This is a genomic window from Halorubrum saccharovorum DSM 1137 (assembly GCF_000337915.1).
Classification (GTDB): domain Archaea; phylum Halobacteriota; class Halobacteria; order Halobacteriales; family Haloferacaceae; genus Halorubrum; species Halorubrum saccharovorum.
Map to the genome: position 1 here is coordinate 307,985 of NZ_AOJE01000070.1, position 17,998 is coordinate 325,982.

Annotated in this window: 14 protein-coding genes and 1 tRNA gene; 5 read left to right on the forward strand and 10 right to left on the reverse strand. The window is 64.0% G+C overall.

The features are described 5' to 3' along the window. Positions 1-1,977, reverse strand: coding sequence for a threonine--tRNA ligase (thrS, locus tag C471_RS15825; RefSeq protein WP_193366131.1), 1,977 nt, complete (start codon positions 1,975-1,977; stop codon positions 1-3). A 230-nt stretch (positions 1,978-2,207) separates the two neighbouring features. Here thrS and C471_RS15830 point away from each other — a divergent pair, with 230 nt between their 5' ends. Beyond that, a complete protein-coding gene (locus C471_RS15830) occupies positions 2,208-3,188 on the forward strand; it encodes a PLP-dependent cysteine synthase family protein (protein WP_004050728.1) in 981 nt (326 codons plus the stop codon). A gap of 27 nt (positions 3,189-3,215) precedes the next feature. Here C471_RS15830 and C471_RS15835 read toward each other — a convergent pair whose 3' ends face one another. Both C471_RS15835 and C471_RS15840 read right to left on the reverse strand, forming a co-directional pair. After that, complete coding sequence (locus tag C471_RS15835; protein ID WP_004050729.1) at positions 3,216-3,638, reverse strand: CoA-binding protein; 423 nt, start codon at positions 3,636-3,638, stop codon at positions 3,216-3,218. A gap of 72 nt (positions 3,639-3,710) precedes the next feature. Then, positions 3,711-4,313 (reverse strand): RAD55 family ATPase, encoded by a 603-nt coding sequence (locus tag C471_RS15840; RefSeq protein WP_004050730.1) that lies wholly within the window; start codon positions 4,311-4,313, stop codon positions 3,711-3,713. 215 nt (positions 4,314-4,528) lie between these two features. Between C471_RS15840 and C471_RS15845 the strand changes: the two genes are divergently transcribed. Both C471_RS15845 and C471_RS15850 read left to right on the forward strand, forming a co-directional pair. Next, a tRNA-Arg gene (locus C471_RS15845) sits at positions 4,529-4,603 on the forward strand. A 394-nt stretch (positions 4,604-4,997) separates the two neighbouring features. Further along, the gene (locus C471_RS15850) at positions 4,998-5,756 is read left to right on the forward strand and encodes a creatininase family protein (protein WP_004050731.1); all 759 of its coding nucleotides are present in this window, start codon (positions 4,998-5,000) and stop codon (positions 5,754-5,756) included. Positions 5,757-5,883: 127 nt separating this feature from the next. Here C471_RS15850 and C471_RS15855 read toward each other — a convergent pair whose 3' ends face one another. The 6 genes from C471_RS15855 to C471_RS15880 form a co-directional block, all read right to left on the reverse strand. Then, positions 5,884-9,342, reverse strand: coding sequence for an ATP-dependent helicase (locus tag C471_RS15855; protein WP_004050732.1), 3,459 nt, complete (start codon positions 9,340-9,342; stop codon positions 5,884-5,886). Beyond that, on the reverse strand, positions 9,339-10,241 hold the full coding sequence (locus C471_RS15860; RefSeq protein ID WP_004050733.1) for a PD-(D/E)XK nuclease family protein: 903 nt from the start codon (positions 10,239-10,241) through the stop codon (positions 9,339-9,341). The genes C471_RS15855 and C471_RS15860 overlap by 4 nt, the downstream gene beginning before the upstream one ends. Next, positions 10,238-12,295 (reverse strand): DNA helicase UvrD, encoded by a 2,058-nt coding sequence (locus C471_RS15865; protein ID WP_049909486.1) that lies wholly within the window; start codon positions 12,293-12,295, stop codon positions 10,238-10,240. Before C471_RS15865 ends, C471_RS15860 begins: the two co-directional genes overlap by 4 nt. 183 nt (positions 12,296-12,478) lie before the next feature. Then, complete coding sequence (locus tag C471_RS15870; protein WP_004050737.1) at positions 12,479-12,748, reverse strand: hypothetical protein; 270 nt, start codon at positions 12,746-12,748, stop codon at positions 12,479-12,481. A 55-nt stretch (positions 12,749-12,803) separates the two neighbouring features. After that, positions 12,804-13,160 (reverse strand): hypothetical protein, encoded by a 357-nt coding sequence (locus C471_RS15875; RefSeq protein WP_049909487.1) that lies wholly within the window; start codon positions 13,158-13,160, stop codon positions 12,804-12,806. A 216-nt stretch (positions 13,161-13,376) separates the two neighbouring features. Next, on the reverse strand, positions 13,377-13,592 hold the full coding sequence (locus C471_RS15880; RefSeq protein WP_004050742.1) for a hypothetical protein: 216 nt from the start codon (positions 13,590-13,592) through the stop codon (positions 13,377-13,379). A 239-nt stretch (positions 13,593-13,831) separates the two neighbouring features. Between C471_RS15880 and C471_RS15885 the strand changes: the two genes are divergently transcribed. Together C471_RS15885 and C471_RS15890 are read left to right on the forward strand one after the other, a co-directional pair. Next, the gene (locus C471_RS15885; RefSeq protein ID WP_004050744.1) at positions 13,832-15,298 is read left to right on the forward strand and encodes an amidohydrolase family protein; all 1,467 of its coding nucleotides are present in this window, start codon (positions 13,832-13,834) and stop codon (positions 15,296-15,298) included. A gap of 204 nt (positions 15,299-15,502) precedes the next feature. Beyond that, positions 15,503-16,708, forward strand: a complete 1,206-nt coding sequence (locus tag C471_RS15890) for an FAD-dependent monooxygenase (RefSeq protein ID WP_004050746.1) — start codon at positions 15,503-15,505, stop codon at positions 16,706-16,708. Between the two features lie 178 nt (positions 16,709-16,886). On the opposite strand, the gene C471_RS15895 is transcribed toward C471_RS15890, so the two are convergent. Beyond that, entirely contained in the window at positions 16,887-17,990 is a 1,104-nt protein-coding gene (locus C471_RS15895; protein WP_049909489.1) for a radical SAM protein, read from the reverse strand. Positions 17,991-17,998 lie beyond the last annotated feature (8 nt).

The window sequence follows — 17,998 nt, forward strand, 5'->3', positions numbered from 1 at the left end:
TCACTCCGCGTCGACGAAGTCCGGCTCCGTCCGCTTCTCGTCGCGCTCGTCGACGAGGTGGTCGACGAACGCGTCGAGGTCGACGTCGCCGCGCTGGTTCTCGAAGCGGTCGCGCACGGAGACGGTGCCCGCCTCCTGCTCGTCGTCGCCGACGATCACCATGTACGGGAGCCGGTCGTCGTGGCCGGCGCGGATCTTGCGACCGACCGTCCAGTCGCGGTCCTCGACCTCGACGCGGAAGCCGGCGTCTTCGAGTTCGTTCTTCACGCGGTGCGCGTAGCCGAGCGTCTCGTCGGAGACGGGGAGGATGCGGACCTGCTCGGGCGCGAGCCACAGCGGGAAGTCGCCGTCGAAGTGCTCGATGAGCACCATGAAGAAGCGCTCGTAGCTCCCGTACAGTGCCCGGTGGATCATCACGGGCTCGTGGTCCTCGTTGTCCTCGCCCGTGTAGCTCAGATCGAACCGGTCGGGCATGTTGAAGTCGAGCTGGACCGTCGGGCCGTCCCAGACGCGACCCAGCGCGTCCTCGAAGCCGAAGTCGATCTTCGGGCCGTAGAAGGCGCCGTCGCCGGGCTCGACGTCGTAGTCGTAGCCGCCCGATTCGAGCACGTCGCGGAGCTGCTCCTCCGCGGACTCCCAGATCTCGTCGCCGCCGACCGACTTGTCGGGGCGGGTCGCCAGCGCGACTTCGACGTCCAGATCGAGCGTCTCGACGACCTCGAAGATCATCTCGATCACCGACTCGATCTCCTGACGTATCTGGTCCGGCCGGACGAACAGGTGCCCGTCGTCGATGGTGAACGACCAGACCCGCGAGAGACCGGAGAGCTCGCCGCGCTGCTCTTTCCGATACACCTTCCCGTTCTCGAAGTAGCGCTGCGGGAGGTCGCGGTACGACCACGACTGCTGGTCGAAGATCGTCGCGTGGCCCGGACAGTTCATCGGCTTGAGGCCGTACTCCTCGTCGTTGACGTCGAGGAGAAACATGTCCTCTTTGTAGTTCTCGTAGTGGCCGGACTTCTTCCACAGCTCCGTCCGGAACACGTGGGGCGTCTCGACCTCCTCGTAGCCGTTCTCGCGGTTGAGCTCGTTGGCGAAGTTCGACAGCTCGCGGAGCACGGTCTTGCCCGGCGGGTGGTACAGCGGGAGCCCCGGCCCGGTCACCGTCGGGATCGAGAAGAGGTTCATCTCCTGGCCGATCTTCCGGTGGTCGCGCTCTAACGCCTCCTCGCGCAGTTCGAGGTGCTCTTCGAGGTCGGACTCGGAGGCGAACGCCGTCCCGTAGACGCGGGTCAGCGTGTCGTTGTCCTCGTCGCCGCGCCAGTAGGCGGCCGAGACCTCCAGGAGGGTCGCCGCGCCGATCTCGCCCGTGGACTCGACGTGGGGGCCCTGACAGAGATCACGCCAGCCGTCCTGTGAGTAGAAGGTGACCTCCTCGTCGTCGGCCTCCTCGTCGAGGATCTGCAGTTTGTACTCGTTGTCGGCGTAGATCTCCTTGGCCTCCTCGCGGGACCGGACCTCGCGCTCGATGTCGTAGTCCGCCGCGATGATGTCGTCCATCTCGTCTTCGATCGCGTCGAGGTCGTCCTCGTCGAGGTCCACGTCGGTCACGTCGTAGTAGAACCCCTCGTCGGTCGGGGGGCCGATCGTGAGCGTCGCCTGCGGGTAGAGCCGCTGGAGCGCCTGCGCGAAGACGTGCGCGGCCGAGTGACGTAACACCGTGAGATACTCGTCGGACTGGTCGGTGACGATCTCGATCCGCGCGCCGTCGTGGACCTCCGCGTGCTTTTCGACGAGTTCGCCGTCGATCTTCCCCGCGACCGTGTCGCGACCGAGCCCGGGGCCGATCTCGAAGGCCACGTCCTCGACTGTCGCCCCCGCCGGAACGTCCAGCTCTGATCCGTCCGGAAGGACGACCGTCACGTCGGCCTGCGCATCGGTCTCGCTCATACCTCTTCGGAACCGGACGAGGGGCATAAGTTTGTTCGATCCCCGTCACGGTCTCACGTCCACGACGCTGGCGGTCACGTCCGGACATCCCTGGCGGTCGCATCCGGACATCCCTGGCGGTCGCGTCCGGACATCCCTGGCGGTCGCGTCCGGACATCTCCGTCACGTCTCCCGGCAACTCCCGCCGTCGCCGACGACAAGTGGCGGCCGACGCGGCCATGGAAACACGCAAAAGGGGCGGCAACGATTGCGGCAACATGACGACCCATCGGGAGCCCCTGTCGTCGGTGTTGGAGACGATCGGGGAGACGCCGCTCGTCCGAGTACACGACTCCCCGGACGAGGTGCCGGTGTATGCGAAGCTGGAGTCGTTCAACCCCGGTGCGAGCATCAAGGACCGCATCGGGAAGTACATGCTCGAACGCATGCTCGAACGCGGCGACGTGGGGGAGGGCGGCACCGTGGTCGAGCCAACCGCCGGTAACACCGGGATCGGACTGGCGGTCGCGGCCAAGCAGCTCGGACTGGACGCGGTGTTCGTCGTCCCCGAGCGGTTCTCCGTGGAGAAACAGCAGCTCATGCGCGCGCTCGGCGCCGAGGTGGTCAACACCCCGAGCGAGGACGGGATGGGGTTCGCGATCGACCGCGCCCACGAGATCGCCGAGGAGCTCGACGACGCGGTCGTCCCTCAGCAGTTCTCGAACCCGCTCAACGCCGAGGCGCACTACGCGACCACCGCCCCCGAGATCGGGGACGCGCTCGACGGCGAGGTGGGCGCGGTCGTCGCCGGCTGCGGCACCGGCGGGACGCTGATGGGGATGGCCCGCTACTTCCGTGAGAAGCACCCCGACACTCACGTCGTCGCCGTCGAGCCCGCCGGCTCCGCGTACCGCGAGTTCCTCGGCGACGACGTGGCGCACGAGGAGTACAAGACCGAGGGGATCGGCACCCACGACATCGAGCGGAACGAGCTGTTCGACCCGGAACTCGTCGACGACATTCGGGCCGTCCCCGACCGCGAGGCCCACGAGGAGATGAGCCGACTCGCGGCCGAGGAGGGTCAGCTCGTCGCCTCCTCCGCGGCCGCGAACGCGATCGCGGCCAAACGGGTCGCGATGGCGATTCGGGACGGCGATATCGACGCCCCCTACGACACCGTCGCCACCGTCTTCCCCGACTCCTCGGAGCGGTACCTCTCGAAGGGCGTGTACCGGTCGTTCGAGGAGTGGGAAGGGTAAGAGCAGAGCGGCGCCGCGTTCGGTACCCTATCCGCGAAGGCGCCCGTGCTCGACCTTCATACACCGGTCCTGAACGACCTCGATCCCGTCCGCCTCCGCGGCCGCGGCCGCCTCGTCGTGGCTGATCCCCAACTGGAGCCACGCCGCGCCAGCGTCGCCGCGCTCCGCGTGGCGCTCGCGCACGGCGTCGAGCACCTCCGGAACCTCCTCGCTCGGGCGAAACACGTTCACGAGGTCCACCTCGGCCTCGACATCGGCGAGTTCGTCGTAGGCCGGTTCGCCGAGCACCTCGTCGGCGAAGGGGTTCACCGGGATCACTCGATACCCGTGGCGCTGGAGGTACGCCGGCACGTTGTGAGCCGCCTTTCCGGGGGTCGTCGAACAGCCGACCACGGCGATCGTGTCGGCGTCGAGCAGTCGGCCGAGCCCCTCGTCGTCGGTGATAGGCATGGCTCCGCATACGCGGTCGCGCGAATTAAACGTCCGGCGGTCTGGCTCACGCGGCACAGTCCCGCCCGGCGATCAGGCCAGTCGGATCTCCGGTTCGCCGTCCTCCGGAACGGTGATGACGCCGTCGAACAGCTGTTTGAGGGTGTTCATCGCCTGCTCGTCGTGGGAAGTCGAGTCGATGCTGAACAGCCCGAGCCCGTTCACGCTCTGGATCCGACCCGTGAACACGTGCAGAAAGCGGAACACCGTCTGGAGGTCCGAGTACATCAACAGCGTCGACAGCGAGTGAACCATCACGCGGTTCTCCTCTATCCCCCGATCGCCGAACGCCTGCAGGAACTCGGAGAGCTTGATCCCGATGCCCGTCATGTCCACGGGCGAGGAGGCGTACTTGATCCGATCGGACTCGCGAGCGTCGCTGACGCCCTGCTGGCGGGTGACGCAGTCGACGACGGCCACCGGCTTTCCCTCGTAGGGCGTGCGCTTCTCGTAGTCCTTCAGAACGCGATCTGCGCCGTCCTTCGTGGTGACGACGATCGCGCCATCGCCGCGCTCGGTCCCGGCCGCCAACAGGTCCATCATCAGCGACCGCTTGCCCGTGAGCGGCGGCCCGGTGAGAAGGAGGTTCGTTCCGGGTTCGACCTCCTCGGTGAAGTGTGGCCTCAGGTCATACATGGGCGTACCTCAGCGACGACGGGACCGACTCGGGCCACTCGTTCGGCGATGACGCCGTACGACCAAGACACATCTACTACGGAAACCATACCCGGTCCCGATAATATTCTTTTTGATCGCCCGTGGCTCCGTGGTAGCTGAGGTCGACCCGATGGTTCCCGATACGATTTTCGAATCGCGGGACTTAACACCCTCAGCGAAGAACCGGGACGTACGGGCGCTTAGCTCAGTCTGGATAGAGTGCTTGGCTTCGGACCAAGCTGTCGCGGGTTCAAATCCTGCAGCGCCCATTCGTTTTCATGATGGTTAGGATTCCACAGACAGCGGCGGGTTCGTTATAAAATACCTCCGTCGACCAAAGTAGATTTCATCAGTTTTCATGTTGCGGGTCGACGCCGCGATGCGGCTCACATCAATCGTGAATAACCGTGTTAAATTTCTGTGAGTCGAGCCGGTTCTCCGTGTTGGTTCGTGGCTGAGCGCGCTTTGGGCGGCTCGCTTCTTCTCGATTACGCGAAATACGGAGAATACGAACGCTATTGAAGTCCCACTACAACAGGAGATATTTCTGACCGGTGTGTGGTCAGTACAGGGACGCAGATATCGACTACGCCCGGAACGAACCGAGCTGCACTCATTCAGTGTAACAGGTCTTTTAAACTATGTGGGAGGACCACCAACTGCATGCCTTCTCGCAGGTCAATACTCCTTGAGGAGATGGTATGGCCAGAAGTCGAATCGGCGCTCGAAAGCGGGATACGGACGGCGATCGTTTCCGTCGGCTCGATCGAACAGCACGGTCCCCACCTCCCGTTGAATATGGACACGCTGGACGGTGACGAGCTCTCGCGGCGGATCGCGGAGAAATTGGGGGATGCTCTTGCTGCACCGACGATCCGGCCCGGCTGCTCGGGACATCACATGGAGTTCCCGGGCACGATCACTATCCCGCCCGAAACACTGATGGATGTAATCCGGGCATACTGCCGGTCGCTCAATGACCATGGCTTCGAACATATCGTCTTAGTCCCGACGCACGGCGGGAATTTCGGCCCGGTCAAGACTGTTGCACCTGATGTCGCTCGGGACATCGAAGCCACAGTGATTCCCTTGGCTGACCTCGATGAGCATATGCAGTTACTGAATGATGGCCTCAGCAAGGCCGGGATCAAATACGATCAAGACGTGATTCATGCCGGTGCAGCCGAGACGGCAGTGGTATTGGCGGTGAATGAGGATCTCGTAAGGGTTGAGAACATCGAGTCCGGCCCTGAGGGGGAGATATCTACCGCTCGCCTTCTGAGCGAAGGGTTCAAAGCCATCACTCAAAACGGTGTGCTTGGCGATCCGACTGAAGCAACCGCTGAAGCCGGCGAAACCATTATTCAGAACGTGGTTGATGCCTACGTTGATCACATCGAGAATGAACGCCGTTCTGTGTAGACACGCACCTCGACCGGGGTTGTCGGATTAATGCGCACTCTTCAACGACCAGCTTGTTTCATGCGGTATTGTGTCTGAAGAATACGAGCCCAACAGAGCCGTTTCATCGGATAGCCGATGATTTGAGCTACTCTTCGAACTCGGGATCGACGGTGAGTGAGTCCGGCGCGCAGGGCAGTTGGTTGTGCTGACACCATTGGCAGTGCTCGCCAGCAGTGTAGCGACTGAACGAGAACTCGGCGATACTGTTCATCGACTCCGTCACGTCCCCTTCGACTGCTTCGAGTTCGTCCTCGTCAAACGCCCGCGATTCGACTTTTGGCCCGATCTCACCGACGTACGCGTATCCCGCCTGTGCGATCGGCTCATCGTACAGGTCACGACAGGCCAACAGATAGATCGGGAGTTGCGTATCGTCCGCTAGGTCGCGGTGGCGTTCGGTCGCCTTGTAGTCGATGACGACCAGTTCGCCGTCGGGTCTCCGATAGACGGCGTCAATGTACCCGACGAGTTCGTGCCCACCGATATCGAGTTCGAACTCTCGCTCGGCGTCGACAATCTCGTACTCGGGAAGATCCAACTCGAAGTACCGATCGATACACTCCTGGGCCGCCGGGAGCGCGTCCTCGGCGCGGCGCTGACCGGCGAGCCGCTCACAGATGTCGTACCACTCCGCACGCCGATCAGCGTCTTGTTTCGCGGCTTGCTCTGCCGTGTCGTGGAACAACAACCCGATCTCACGTTGTGACACACCGCTCCCGGTGGTGGTCGCGGACTCTTGGTAATCGGAGAACGCATTGACCACGTAGTCGAGGTAGTGACTCCGCGAGCATTCCTCGTACGCCGCGAGTGAGGTGTAGCTGTGCGAGAGTGACGGTGGCGGCGTCGACGGACCCGTCAGCGACGCCACGTGGAGTGTTTTCTCCTCAGCTCTCGCTGAGAGGTCCCCGTTGAGAGAGGCCGTTGCGAGATCGACCACGCGGTCGCGTGCAGTCTCGACCGCGAGTTCCTCGCCGTCATGCGTCACGGTCCCGCCGACGTTCCCGATCGTCTCGCCGGCGAGTGTTGACGTCCAATCCGCTGTTGTATCCGGGAGACACTCTTCGATGTCGGTCCAGAGTGGGAGATGGCCGCGTTCCGGTTGCCACGGAATTCGTGATGGCAGGATCTCACCCACTGCCTCCGAAACGGGGCGGTCGTCTTCGGCGTCGTCTCGGTCTTCGCTGCCACCCTGCAAAACGAGGACGTCCTCGGCGCGCGTGATTCCGACGTGGAACACGCGTCGAGTTTCCCGCGCGTCACGTTCGACGAAGTCCTCGGCGAACGCTGCGTCCGCGCCATCCGAGAGGCCGGTTTCGAGCGCATCGTATGTACGCGAACTTGGAGCCCATTCGTCGGCCGTGATCTGCGGAATGAGGACGACGGGGAAGTCGAGCCCCTTGCTTTTGTGGATGGTCATGACGTTGACCGCGTCGTCGGCGACATCCGGCTGGCTCGTGGGTGCGGTGCCACTCTCATCGAACAGGGAGTCGTAGTGTTCGAGCGAGTCGATGAACTCGGGAGTGAGCGGCGGTTGGACGGCGCTGTCTCCGTACTGTTCGATCACGTCCTCAAGCTGGGCGAGGTCCCGGCGCTCCTGCTCGCTGAGATACCACTCGATGTTCGTGAGCGCCGTGAGTTCGCGGTACAGGTGGCTGAGTGACGCCGAGTCCCGAAGATCGAGCAGTTCCGTGACGTGGTCACGGGCTTCCGCGATACGCTCGGGTTCCTCGAACTTGTCAAGCGGTGTGTCACGGAGCGTGTTCACGAGCGGGTCGTCGCCGTCGTTGAGTGTTCGAAGGTCGGCGTCGCACACTCGGTACCGCATCAGGAGGACACGGTTCCAACTCACCTCGTCTGCCGGCCGGGCGAGCGCTTTCAGGTACGCCGTGACGGTGCCAACGCCAACTGACTCCGTGGCTAAATCCCCCGCCACCTGGTACGGGATCCCGGCATCCTCGAACTCCTCGATGACGGGTGTGGCGTGGTCATTTTTCCGTACCAGTAACGCGATGTCCCCCGGATCATACGTCTCATCGAGATTCTCTGCGGCACCACTCACCAGATTCTGTACGACGGTGCGAAGTTGTGCCGCACTATTTTCTTCCTCTTCGTCATCTGGGAGCTCGACGGTAGCGATGGTGTCCCCGTCGTACGCGGGTTCGTCAATTCGAGTGAGCGTCTTGTGTCGTTCTCGGTGGTCGAGTTTTGTGATCGCTTCGTTCGCTAAGTTCAAAATTGGCTGTCGGGAGCGGAAGTTCTCTTCGAGCGGCTCGTCACTGAGTGCTGTGAATGCTTGGTCAAGCTCGTCGGTGATGTTAGCGACGTGCGCACCGCGCCACTCGTAGATCGCCTGATCGTCATCGCCAACGACGAACAGGTTGTCGTCGGTGACGAGTGACGTGACGAGGTCGAACTGAAGGCGATCGGTGTCCTGGAACTCGTCACAGAACACGTAGTCCCACCGCTCGGCGATTTCCTCACCGACCGGCGAATCCATCAGCGCAGCAGTCTCGACGACCAGTCCGTCGAAGTCAATGCGGTTCCGCTCGTCGAGTTCGCGTTCGTATGCTGCATACCCCGCTGTCAAGTCCCGGGCAGTGAGACAGTCGGAGACGAACGAATCGAGATGGTCGGTGAGTTCGAGATTGAGCTCACCAGGAATCCCCGTCGGTGCACCGCTCGCGTACCCGCCGAGCAAGTATTTCGGGAGTTTGTGCGCGTTGTCTGGAAGGCCTCGGGCACCCGCCTCGTGTGCTTCGAACGCGGCTTCGAGCGCGTCAACCAGATCGATGAGCCGAGTGAGGAAATCGCGTGCGCTCTCCTCGATACCTTGCGTGCCAAGCGCATCGCGTTCAGCGACTAACTCTGACCGGACAGCCGGGAGCGAGTCAAGAACACTCCCGATCGAGCGGCCACCGAGATGATCGCCCGCAATATTTTCGATGCGGTCAGGAAGATCGGCGAGCTCGTACACGCGGTCAGTCGGGCCGAGGAATGCGTCGATGTCATCGGGTGTAATCCCGCTGCGTTTCATCGATCCGATGAAGTTCAGTAGCTTCGAGGCAGCGCCTGACGCGTACCCGTCACCGCCGTACACGTTGGGTTTCACCGACCGGTACTCGATTTCATCGAGGACATCGATGACGATGGCGTACTTCTCGGCGTCCGTGGCGACCTCGAAATCAGGGTCGATCCCGGCTTCGTACGCGTAGTCGGTGAGAATCTCGTTACAGATGGAGTGGTACGTGTACGCGTCGATGTCGTATCCGGCGGTCCCGAGTTTCGCGTTGAGTTTCTCCCGCATCGAGTTCGCCGCGTTGTTCGTGAACGTCAACGCGAGAATCCGGTCGGGGGAGATGTCTTCCTCGTCGATGAGGTGCTCGATTTTCCGCACCATCGTGAACGTCTTCCCCGTCCCAGCACCGGCGAGGACACGCATCGGGTACGCGTCTGAATCGATGATCGTCTCCTGCTGGGGCTCCGGTGAGATATCCGCCTCCGGAACCGGGAACCACGACGGGTACTCGTCAGGGTCGTCGCTCATCGCCGCACCTCCGGTGCCAGCCGGTCAGCGCACATCTCTCTGTAGTCACAGTCCGGACACGCCTCCTCGGTGATCAGCTCGAACGGTTCCGGCTCGAACGCGTCGTTCGTGATGCCGTCGTGAGCGTCTCGAATGAGCGCCCAGATCGTGTCTCGGTGTTCGTCGTAAATCTCCGTGGTTTCGCGTGGATACCCGCGTGCAGACACCTCGTACCCGTCCGGAGTGCTCTCGAACGACGTGCTATTGAGGAGCCCGTAGAAGCTGAACCGGACCTCCATCCCGTCTTCGTAGAACGGTTCGTTCTTCACGCCCTCGACGTACGTCGCCGTCTGAAACGCGTTCCGTACCCGCTTCGGTTCGTGCGCCTCGCCGTCGAGATGCTCACCGAGGCGCTCGGCCGTCCCCGACGAGAGGGCACCGCGGGTGTTCCGCTTGTAGTCGAACACGTGGAGCCCGTCGTCCGTTCGGATGACGTTGTCTGCTTTCCCGTGAAGCTCCCGCCCGTCCACTTCGCACTCGACCCAGCACTCCGTGACGAGTGACCGGCGGGCGTGCTCGATCCCGTCACCGCCGTCCGGATCGAAGAACGACTCGATGGCAGCCCGGTTCTCAACGCGTTGGTACTCTCGGTGTGCAGTCGATTCGTAGTCCTCGGGCGTGCTGTGCTCGTCCCACTTCGCATCGAAGACCCGCATCGCTCGGTCTGAGATGACTTCCGGATCGTCGTCGCGGTCGGTCGCGTCACACACGTCCTCGATCGTCTCGTGGTAGATCGTTCCCTGATTGAGGTAGAGTTCGGTCCGATCCGGGGCGTTCACGTCCTGTACGTACCGGTAGTCGTACAGACGGGGACAGGTAGCGTACGTCGCCAGCCGTGACGGGGAGAGCGCTCTGCTCATCGACGGACCTCCCCGCTGGCAAGTTCGACGCGCGCACGCAACGCCCGGCGCAGTTCGTCGCCGCGGGAGCCGCTCCGATCGAGGAGCTCCTGAATCTCGCCGAGGTCCGCTTCGACGTCGTCGAGCGACACCGTCACGTCCTGACTGTTCGCGCGACGGACCTCCGCGAGCGCGTCGTCGACCCGCGACAACAGGTACGTCTCCGCCGCCTGCTCGTTCGTAATCTGCGGGTCGTCGGCGTCGGTCACCCACGGGAGTGCTTCGTACGCCGCCGTGAGGAACCGCGAGGCCTGCGCGCGCTCTTCGAGCGCCGTGTCCTCGAACTCGTAGAGACAACAGTACAGGCGCTCCGACGCCGCGTCCGCACCGACAGCCAGTCGTCGCCGCGCGTGCTCCGTGTGATACCGCGCGAACGGGCGACTCGACGCCGTCGACGTCGTCGGGAACGTCGCATCCACGTCCGCCGCATCGATCTCCGTGACGCCCGGGAAATCCGGCATCGACGCGACGCGCTCCGTAGGGAACAACCGCGTCATGGACGCGTCACCCGGATACTCGCCGTCGACGAGGTTCACGAGAAACACCGCCCGGAACGACTCGTTTTTGATGGCCTGCAAATGATCGACGCGCACGCCACCATCGAGGTCCGTGGCGCTCGTCTGGTTCTGCTGTGGCGCGTACTCGTGAGCGCGTTCCAACATCTCGTCGAAGGACGCCCACGTCGCCTCCGCGAACTCGGTTGCTTCGAGAAACTCCGCCATCCGGAAGGCTCGGCGGACGTTCCCGAACTGCGACCGCGCGTCGAGCGGCGAGGCCCGCTCCGCGACGCGTTCTTTCAACCCGGAAGCTGTCGCCCACCACCGAACCGCATCCTCGATCGACTCCATGCCCCGCATCCGTTCCGCGCGACTACCGTCGATATCTGGTCCGTGGTCGAGGGCGTCATCATCGTCGTCGGCCGCGAGTCGGCGGACGACAGCGAGCAACTCCCTGATCGCCGGATCATCACCGAACCCGGTCACAGTCGTCGATTCCGTCGGAATCCCGGCGCGTTCGAACGCTTCGATGACGTCCGTGACGCTCTCTCCGCTTCCCTTCGTGGCGACCGCGACATCGTCGTACTGCCAGTCGGGCTCTTCGACGAGCGACTCGATCTCGTTCGCGACCGCGTTGAGCTGCTCGTCACTCGAGTCTGTAGCCAAGACAGAGACGGCCCCGGACTCCGGATCGGCTTCCACTCGCTCGTCGGCGAAGTACGCCGCCGTGGCCGCCGGTCGATTCGACGGCGTCGTCGGGGGCTCGCGTCGAGACTCGTCGAACGAGACGTACTCCGTCACCGGTCCCGTCTCGACCCACGTTCGACGCACACTCGCGTTCTCCTCGGCGACGCACACGAGCTCGCAGTCCGCCGTGAGCGCATCGAGGTACGCACGGTCGAGCGGGAAGAACTCCTCGAACTCGACCGCAAGCACCGCCTCGAAATCGACGACGTCACCGCGGTCGTCGCCGGTGAGCACGTCACGCGCCTCGGAGATGAGCTGTCCGCGCTCCATGTGGTCGTGCTCGGCGAGCCACTCGTGGAACGCGTCGAGCGCGGCCGAGATCTCTCGGAGTTCCGGTGTCTCGTCCGGCGTGACGGTCTGCCAGGAGAGCGTGTCGATCACTTGGTCCACATCCTCGATGAACGACGGCTGCTCGGACGCTCGTCGCAGGTACTCCGTCTCCCACTCGTAGTCCGCGAGGAACCGATGGAGGAGTTCGCGCCGTAGCGCGTCGGACAGAATCACGCGGTCATCAGTCTGATTGAGGACGTCAGTCGCGTGGACGACGAGCGACGTCACGTACGGCGTCGCCGCCCCCGACAGCTCCTCACCCAGCGCGTCACGGAACGTGTCCGCGCTCGTGGGTGCCCCCGTGATGACGAGTATCTCCTCGGAATCATACTCGTCAAGGTAGTCCGCGTAGATGTCGCCTGCCGCTGCTTCGACGTTCCGAGTACCGAACGGTGCTGTCACCAGTGTACCATCGAAGGTGCGGTGGCTCGACTCACTCATTGCCAATCCTCAGACAAAGAAGACAGAACGGTCACATTCGGCATACGACACGATTCCAAGACCTATCGGATAGGCTTTCTCCTACTCACCAAAACCCATCCGCCGTATCCGTCGTCTCCCATCGTCAACCGCGGCGACCGAGCGTGTTTTTCGCCACGAAAGCCGCACCGTACTCAGAGGCGGTCACTCGCCCGGTTTTGTCCCAGCCCGCAGGTTCTCCCGGTACTCACACCATGCTCGGTACATCTCTGCCCGTTCCGCTTCCGTCATCGCCCCGTGTTCGCCTTCGTCGTAGAACGGGAGTTCCTCCTTCTCGGGTACCGCCATCACCTGCTTGAGCGGATAGATATCCTCGTAGTAGTTCTCTAACACCCAGTCTTCGCCGTGTTCATCGACGGCTTCCTGAATGTGCGGGGCGGCCTCCGGATACTCCGCGGCGAGCGTGTCGGTCATGGTCGTCCTGCTTCGAGGTGGGTTGGGGTGCTCCGATACGCGGACGGATCGGCGGTCAGGCGTCGGCGAACTCGGCGAGCGAGTGGTCCGAACCGCTCCCGTTCCACGTGCCGATTTGGACGAGCTCGAACGTCTCAAGCGAGGCGTCGATCGCGTCTGCGATTCGGGCCCGGATCGCAGACGGAAGGCTTTCCACGGGGATCGCCGTGAGCGCGTGCTGGGTGAGTCGGTAACTCGATGCGAAGTTCGTCGGGGCGACGACGATCACGCTCGCCCCGTCGACGTCGTCGAGCGCGAGTTGGGCATCCCGATACTGGTGGACGATCGCATCCAGCTCCTCGACCGGGAAGAGGCAGTCAGCAGCACCGTATTCGAGACTCGCCCCCGCCGACACGAAATGTCCTTTAGGCATAACTATATCAACATATATGTTCTATGAACATTAAATTTGTGGTGAATGTGGCGACGATCGACGATCGGATAGCGACAGAGTACGGTTTCGACGGGATCACGAGGTGTCTCACACCCCGGGGTGGTTCACCGGACCAGGGGTCTTTGAAAAATACGAGCAGCGATTCGGATGAGATGCGGTTCGTCCGAAGGCGCGCCCTAACACTTGATCCAGGCGTTACCGATCTCTGAACTCTACCGTGTAGCCGTTGTTCCGAAGCGCTTCAACGAGCTCGTCTCCACGCTCGATTTTGAACTCGTGGAACGAGTTGGACGGAGTGTCTGTCGAATACAGCTCTGAGTCAATATTGTCTGGTATCTCGTTCTGATGGGTATCCTCTTGGACAATAACCGGTTGACTGGGAACGTGGTTGGAGCTGCTGTCTTCTGTCATTCGAACATCTCTCGTTACAGCTATTCGGCTATGTGAATTCCGATTCCAGTTCCTGTCGAGCTGGCTATTCGATGCGGTCGCATGCGTCGAAACGGTACCGTGAGTTTCGCCCCGTGACGGACAGCCACTCCCCTTCTCGCGATCGGTTCCGGGGAACTCGTTCAAACAGCCCCTCGTACCGTCCCGATGGAGACGGCCAACACCAATCCTGATGAGCGCTCAGTAAGAAGTCGAACCCGATGGCCGCTGACATCGCGATCCACGATGCCGTCGTTCTCACGGTCGACGACAGGAATCGGCTCTACGAACGGGGTACGGTGCTCGTCGAGGATAGCCACATCACGGAGGTGCGACAGTCTCGGGACGTCGATGCGGACATCGCGGCCGACCGCGTCATCGACGGCGAAGGGAAGCTCGTGATGCCGGGGCTGGTCAACGCGCACACGCACCTCGAACTGACGCCGTTGCTCGGCGCGTTCAGCGACCTCGACCTGCTGGAGATGATGGGGAGTATAACCGCTATCTACGGCCGGATCGCGGACGGCGAGTTCGACTACCTCACCGAGGCGGGGTACGAACTCGCCGCGCTCAACTTCCTCGCGGGCGGCGTCACCACCGTCAACTCGCAAGACGTCCGTCCGAGCGCGGGTGCGAAGACGTTCGGCGAGGCGGGCCTCCGCGGGTTCTTCGGCCCGGCGCTCTCCGACCTCTTCTGGGACGTCCCCGTCGACGAGCAGTTCGCCCGCGCCCGCGAGTTCATCGACGAGTACCACGATACCTACGACGGCCGCATCCGCGCGACGATCAACCCCCACGACGACTGGTCGTGTACGCGCGAGCTGTGGGAGCGCACCGCTGACCTCGCCGCGGAGCACCCCGACTTGCTCGTTCACACCCACCTGCTCGAACTCGAGGAGAGCAACACGATGGCGCGCTCGAACGGTGCGAACGACTCGCTCGACCTGCTCGACGACGTCGGCCTCCTCGACGATCGGCTAGTGGCCGCGCACTTCCGTATCGCGGACGACGAGGACATCCGGCGGACTGCCGAGGCGGACGCGTCGGTCGCACACTGTCCGTCGATCTTCTCGTACTGGAACACGGGCAGCGACGTGCAGTGGACGCCGGTGCCGGAACTCCGAGCCGCCGGTGTCGACGTCGGCCTCGGCATCGACGACCACTACTGGCACGACTCGTACAACATGTTCGGCGAGGCCCGACAGGCCAGACTCGCGGCCAACCTCAAGCGGTCGACCGGGCAGTACCACTCGATGGAGTTGGTACGGATGCTCACTGTCGAGGGGGCGAAGGCGCTCGGCGTCGGCGACGAGATCGGCAGTCTCGAACCCGGCAAGCGCGCCGACATCATCCTGCTCAACGTGGACAAGCCGAAGTTCACGCCGCTGACCAACGTCCCGGCGCAGGTCGCCAACAACGCGACGTCCGCCGACGTGGAGGCGGTCATCGTCGACGGAGACGTGCTGATGGAGGACGGGGAGGTGAAGGCGATGGACGCCGACGCGGTGCGCGACCGCGTCGAGTCTGCGGTCGCCCGCTTCGAGTCGGAGACCGACTGGGAACTCGGCGTCGGGGAGAGCGAGCCGCCGAGCGAGAGAGATGTCGTCCGCGACCTGCCGAAGCGCGGCCCCGCCCAGTTGCTCGGCCGACTCGCGTTTCAGTCGGCCAGGGACCGGTTCCCGTTCTGAACCCGATGACAGCGTCTGACTCGCGTTCGAGTGCGGCAAGCACCGTGTCACGGGCGGGGGTTCGAACTGGCTCACCGCCATCCGCCGGTCGCCCCCAGAGGCGAGCGGCGCGTCGACGGGGACCCGGACACGATCGATTCGTACCTTAAAGAGCCGTATTCAACCGGCAGGGATGTCTCCACTGCCGAGGCCGTATCGCCGTCCATGGAACACATCGGCGAGACGAGTGAGATCGCGATTATCGGCGGCGGCATCTGCGGTCTCACGACCGCGATCGCCCTCGAACGACGAGGGGCGTCGCCGACGGTGTACGAAGCGGCGTCTGAATACCGGCCTGTGGGTGCCGGAATCCTCCTCCAGACGAACGCGCTATTGGCACTTGACCGCTTGGGAATCGCGGACCGGGTACGGTCCGCGGGGATGGCGCTCGACGACGCTCGGATCCTCTCCCCGAGCGGGCGAGTTCTCCAACGATTCGACCTCGAAGGCGTCGAACGAACGCGCTACGACTACGGCTACGTGGCGATCCAGCGTGGGGATCTCCAGCAGGTCCTCCTCGATGAACTCGGCGGAGCCGTCCGGACGGGCAAGGCCTGTGCGGCCGTCGAGGACCCGGAGTCCCCGACCGTTCGGTTCGAGGACGGGATGCGCATCAGCCCTGACATCGTCATCGGCGCGGATGGCATCGACTCGAACGTCCGCGGCGCGATCGCGCCAGAGGCCGAAACGCGGTCGTTTGATGCCGCAGTCCATCGGTCCGTGGTACCCTGCGAGTTGCCCGAACGGTGTCGATCAACGGGAGTGGAGGTCTGGGGACACGGCACTTACACCGGTGGTGCTCCCGTTGGTTCGGATCGGTTTTACTGGTTCGCGACGGTTCCGAACCGGTTGGAATCCGCGACTACGTACCACCGGCCCCGCGCGGAGTGGGTGCGCGAACACTACCGCGGCTTCCCGGAGCCGATTCCCACAGTGATCGAATCGCTCGATTCCGACGACATCATCACGACTGGCCTCGCCGACGTGCCACCGCTCGACCGATGGTCTCGCGGATCGGTCGCCCTCGCCGGCGACGCGGCCCACGGGATGTTACCCTTCGCCGGGCAAGGCGCAGCGCAGGCGATCGAGGACGCTGTCGCGTTAGCTGCCGCACTCACAACGAGCGAAGATCCGCCGACAGCGTTCGACGCGTACGAGCGCGAGCGAAAGCGACGTGCCGATCAGATACGTACCGAATCCCGTTGGCTCGGTGCTCTCGGGACCGCCCAGTCGAGTCTCGCATGCCGGGCTCGAAACGCCGGAGCCACCCTGCTCCCCGGTGGAGTCGTTCGTCGCTTCCGACAGCGTCGAATACTCGGCGCCTCTCTCGCGGAGGAAATCACCGCCGATCCGGAGAAGCGTCCTGGATAGGGTACTCTGTTTCACGGGGGCCCGCGTCATCCTCGACGGGCGCCACGCGCATCACGGGGTACGGCCCCTCTGAGGTGATCGGCACTCAGAATTCGGTGGCGGCAGAACCCTTCTGAGGGTTCGACGGGGCGATCGAACCGCATATCCAACTGCCACGCGTCCGAGGCTCTGAGAGGCGTCAGTCCGCGGCGTCGGTCGTCCCCGCCGGTCCCTCGGAACCGGCGCCGAGCGTCGCCGGCAACTCGCCGTCGTACCCCTCCGGAACGTACGGACAGAGCGGGTCGCTCTCCAGGGGGTCCCCGGTCGTCGCGAACGCCCGCGAGCGGCTCCCCCCGCACACCCGTCGGAACTCGCAGGCGCCGCACTTCCCTTTCAGCCTGTCCGGTTCGCGGAGCGACTCGAAGAGGTCTGAGTGCCGGTAGATGTCGACGATCGATCGGTCGCGGACGTTGCCGGCGGACTCCGGGAGGAACCCGGACGGGTACGCCTCGCCGGTGTGGCTCACGAACGCGAACCCGCGGCCGGCGGTGATTCCGCCGCGCCGTCGGGCCGCCCCCTCGTCGCCGTCCGACTGAATACCGACCCGGCGGTAGAAGGGCGCCTCGGTCGTCTTGACGCCGAACGGCTCCGACTCGGCGACGCCGTGGAGCCACTCCATCACGGCCTCGGCCCGCTCCGGCGAGATGGGATCGAGGATCCGGCCCCGACCCACCGGAACGAGGAAGAACACGCTCCAGAGGACGGCGCCGAGGTCTCGCACGCGGTCCCGGATCGCGGGGAGCTCGTCGACCGTCTCCGCGCAGACGGTCGTGTTGATCTGCAGCGGGAGCGCCGCGTCGGACGCCGCCTCCGCCGCCTCCAGCGTGCTCTCGAAGCTCTCCTCGCCCCGGAACCGGTCGTGGATATCCCGCGTCGCGCCGTCGAGGCTGAGCGCCATCCGCCGGACCCCGGCGTCGGCGAGGGCCTCGACCCGGTCGGGCGTCAGCGATCGCGTCCCGCTGGGGGTGATCGTCATGCGGAGCCCCCGATCGTCGCCGTACGAGACCAGCTCCAGGAGGTCGTCTCTGGCGAGCGGATCGCCGCCGGAGAGCACGACGAGCTGGCCGTCCCCGAACGCCGCCGCGTCGTCGAGGAGGCGCTTCCCCTCCGCGGTCGTCAGCTCGTCGGGGTGCCGCGCCGGCTTCGCGTCGGCGCGACAGTGACGGCAGGCGAGCCCGCACGCCTGCGTCACCTCCCAAATGAGAACCAGCGGCCGCCGGTCCGTGTCGAGGTCGTCGAACATCGGAGTAC

Excerpts from the sequence above, each read along its gene's own strand:
- C471_RS15895 (WP_049909489.1), bottom strand. The coding sequence starts at position 17,990 with ATGTTCGACGACCTCGACACGGACCGGCGGCCGCTGGTTCTCATTTGG.
- C471_RS15860 (WP_004050733.1), bottom strand. The coding sequence starts at position 10,241 with ATGAGCAGAGCGCTCTCCCCGTCACGGCTGGCGACGTACGCTACCTGT.
- C471_RS15875 (WP_049909487.1), bottom strand. The coding sequence starts at position 13,160 with ATGCCTAAAGGACATTTCGTGTCGGCGGGGGCGAGTCTCGAATACGGT.
- C471_RS15830 (WP_004050728.1), top strand. The coding sequence starts at position 2,208 with ATGACGACCCATCGGGAGCCCCTGTCGTCGGTGTTGGAGACGATCGGG.
- C471_RS15865 (WP_049909486.1), bottom strand. The coding sequence starts at position 12,295 with ATGAGTGAGTCGAGCCACCGCACCTTCGATGGTACACTGGTGACAGCA.
- C471_RS15850 (WP_004050731.1), top strand. The coding sequence starts at position 4,998 with ATGCCTTCTCGCAGGTCAATACTCCTTGAGGAGATGGTATGGCCAGAA.
- C471_RS15890 (WP_004050746.1), top strand. The coding sequence starts at position 15,503 with ATGGAACACATCGGCGAGACGAGTGAGATCGCGATTATCGGCGGCGGC.
- C471_RS15870 (WP_004050737.1), bottom strand. The coding sequence starts at position 12,748 with ATGACCGACACGCTCGCCGCGGAGTATCCGGAGGCCGCCCCGCACATT.
- C471_RS15885 (WP_004050744.1), top strand. The coding sequence starts at position 13,832 with ATGGCCGCTGACATCGCGATCCACGATGCCGTCGTTCTCACGGTCGAC.
- C471_RS15880 (WP_004050742.1), bottom strand. The coding sequence starts at position 13,592 with ATGACAGAAGACAGCAGCTCCAACCACGTTCCCAGTCAACCGGTTATT.
- C471_RS15855 (WP_004050732.1), bottom strand. The coding sequence starts at position 9,342 with ATGAGCGACGACCCTGACGAGTACCCGTCGTGGTTCCCGGTTCCGGAG.
- thrS (WP_193366131.1), bottom strand. The coding sequence starts at position 1,977 with ATGCCCCTCGTCCGGTTCCGAAGAGGTATGAGCGAGACCGATGCGCAG.
- C471_RS15840 (WP_004050730.1), bottom strand. The coding sequence starts at position 4,313 with ATGTATGACCTGAGGCCACACTTCACCGAGGAGGTCGAACCCGGAACG.
- C471_RS15835 (WP_004050729.1), bottom strand. The coding sequence starts at position 3,638 with ATGCCTATCACCGACGACGAGGGGCTCGGCCGACTGCTCGACGCCGAC.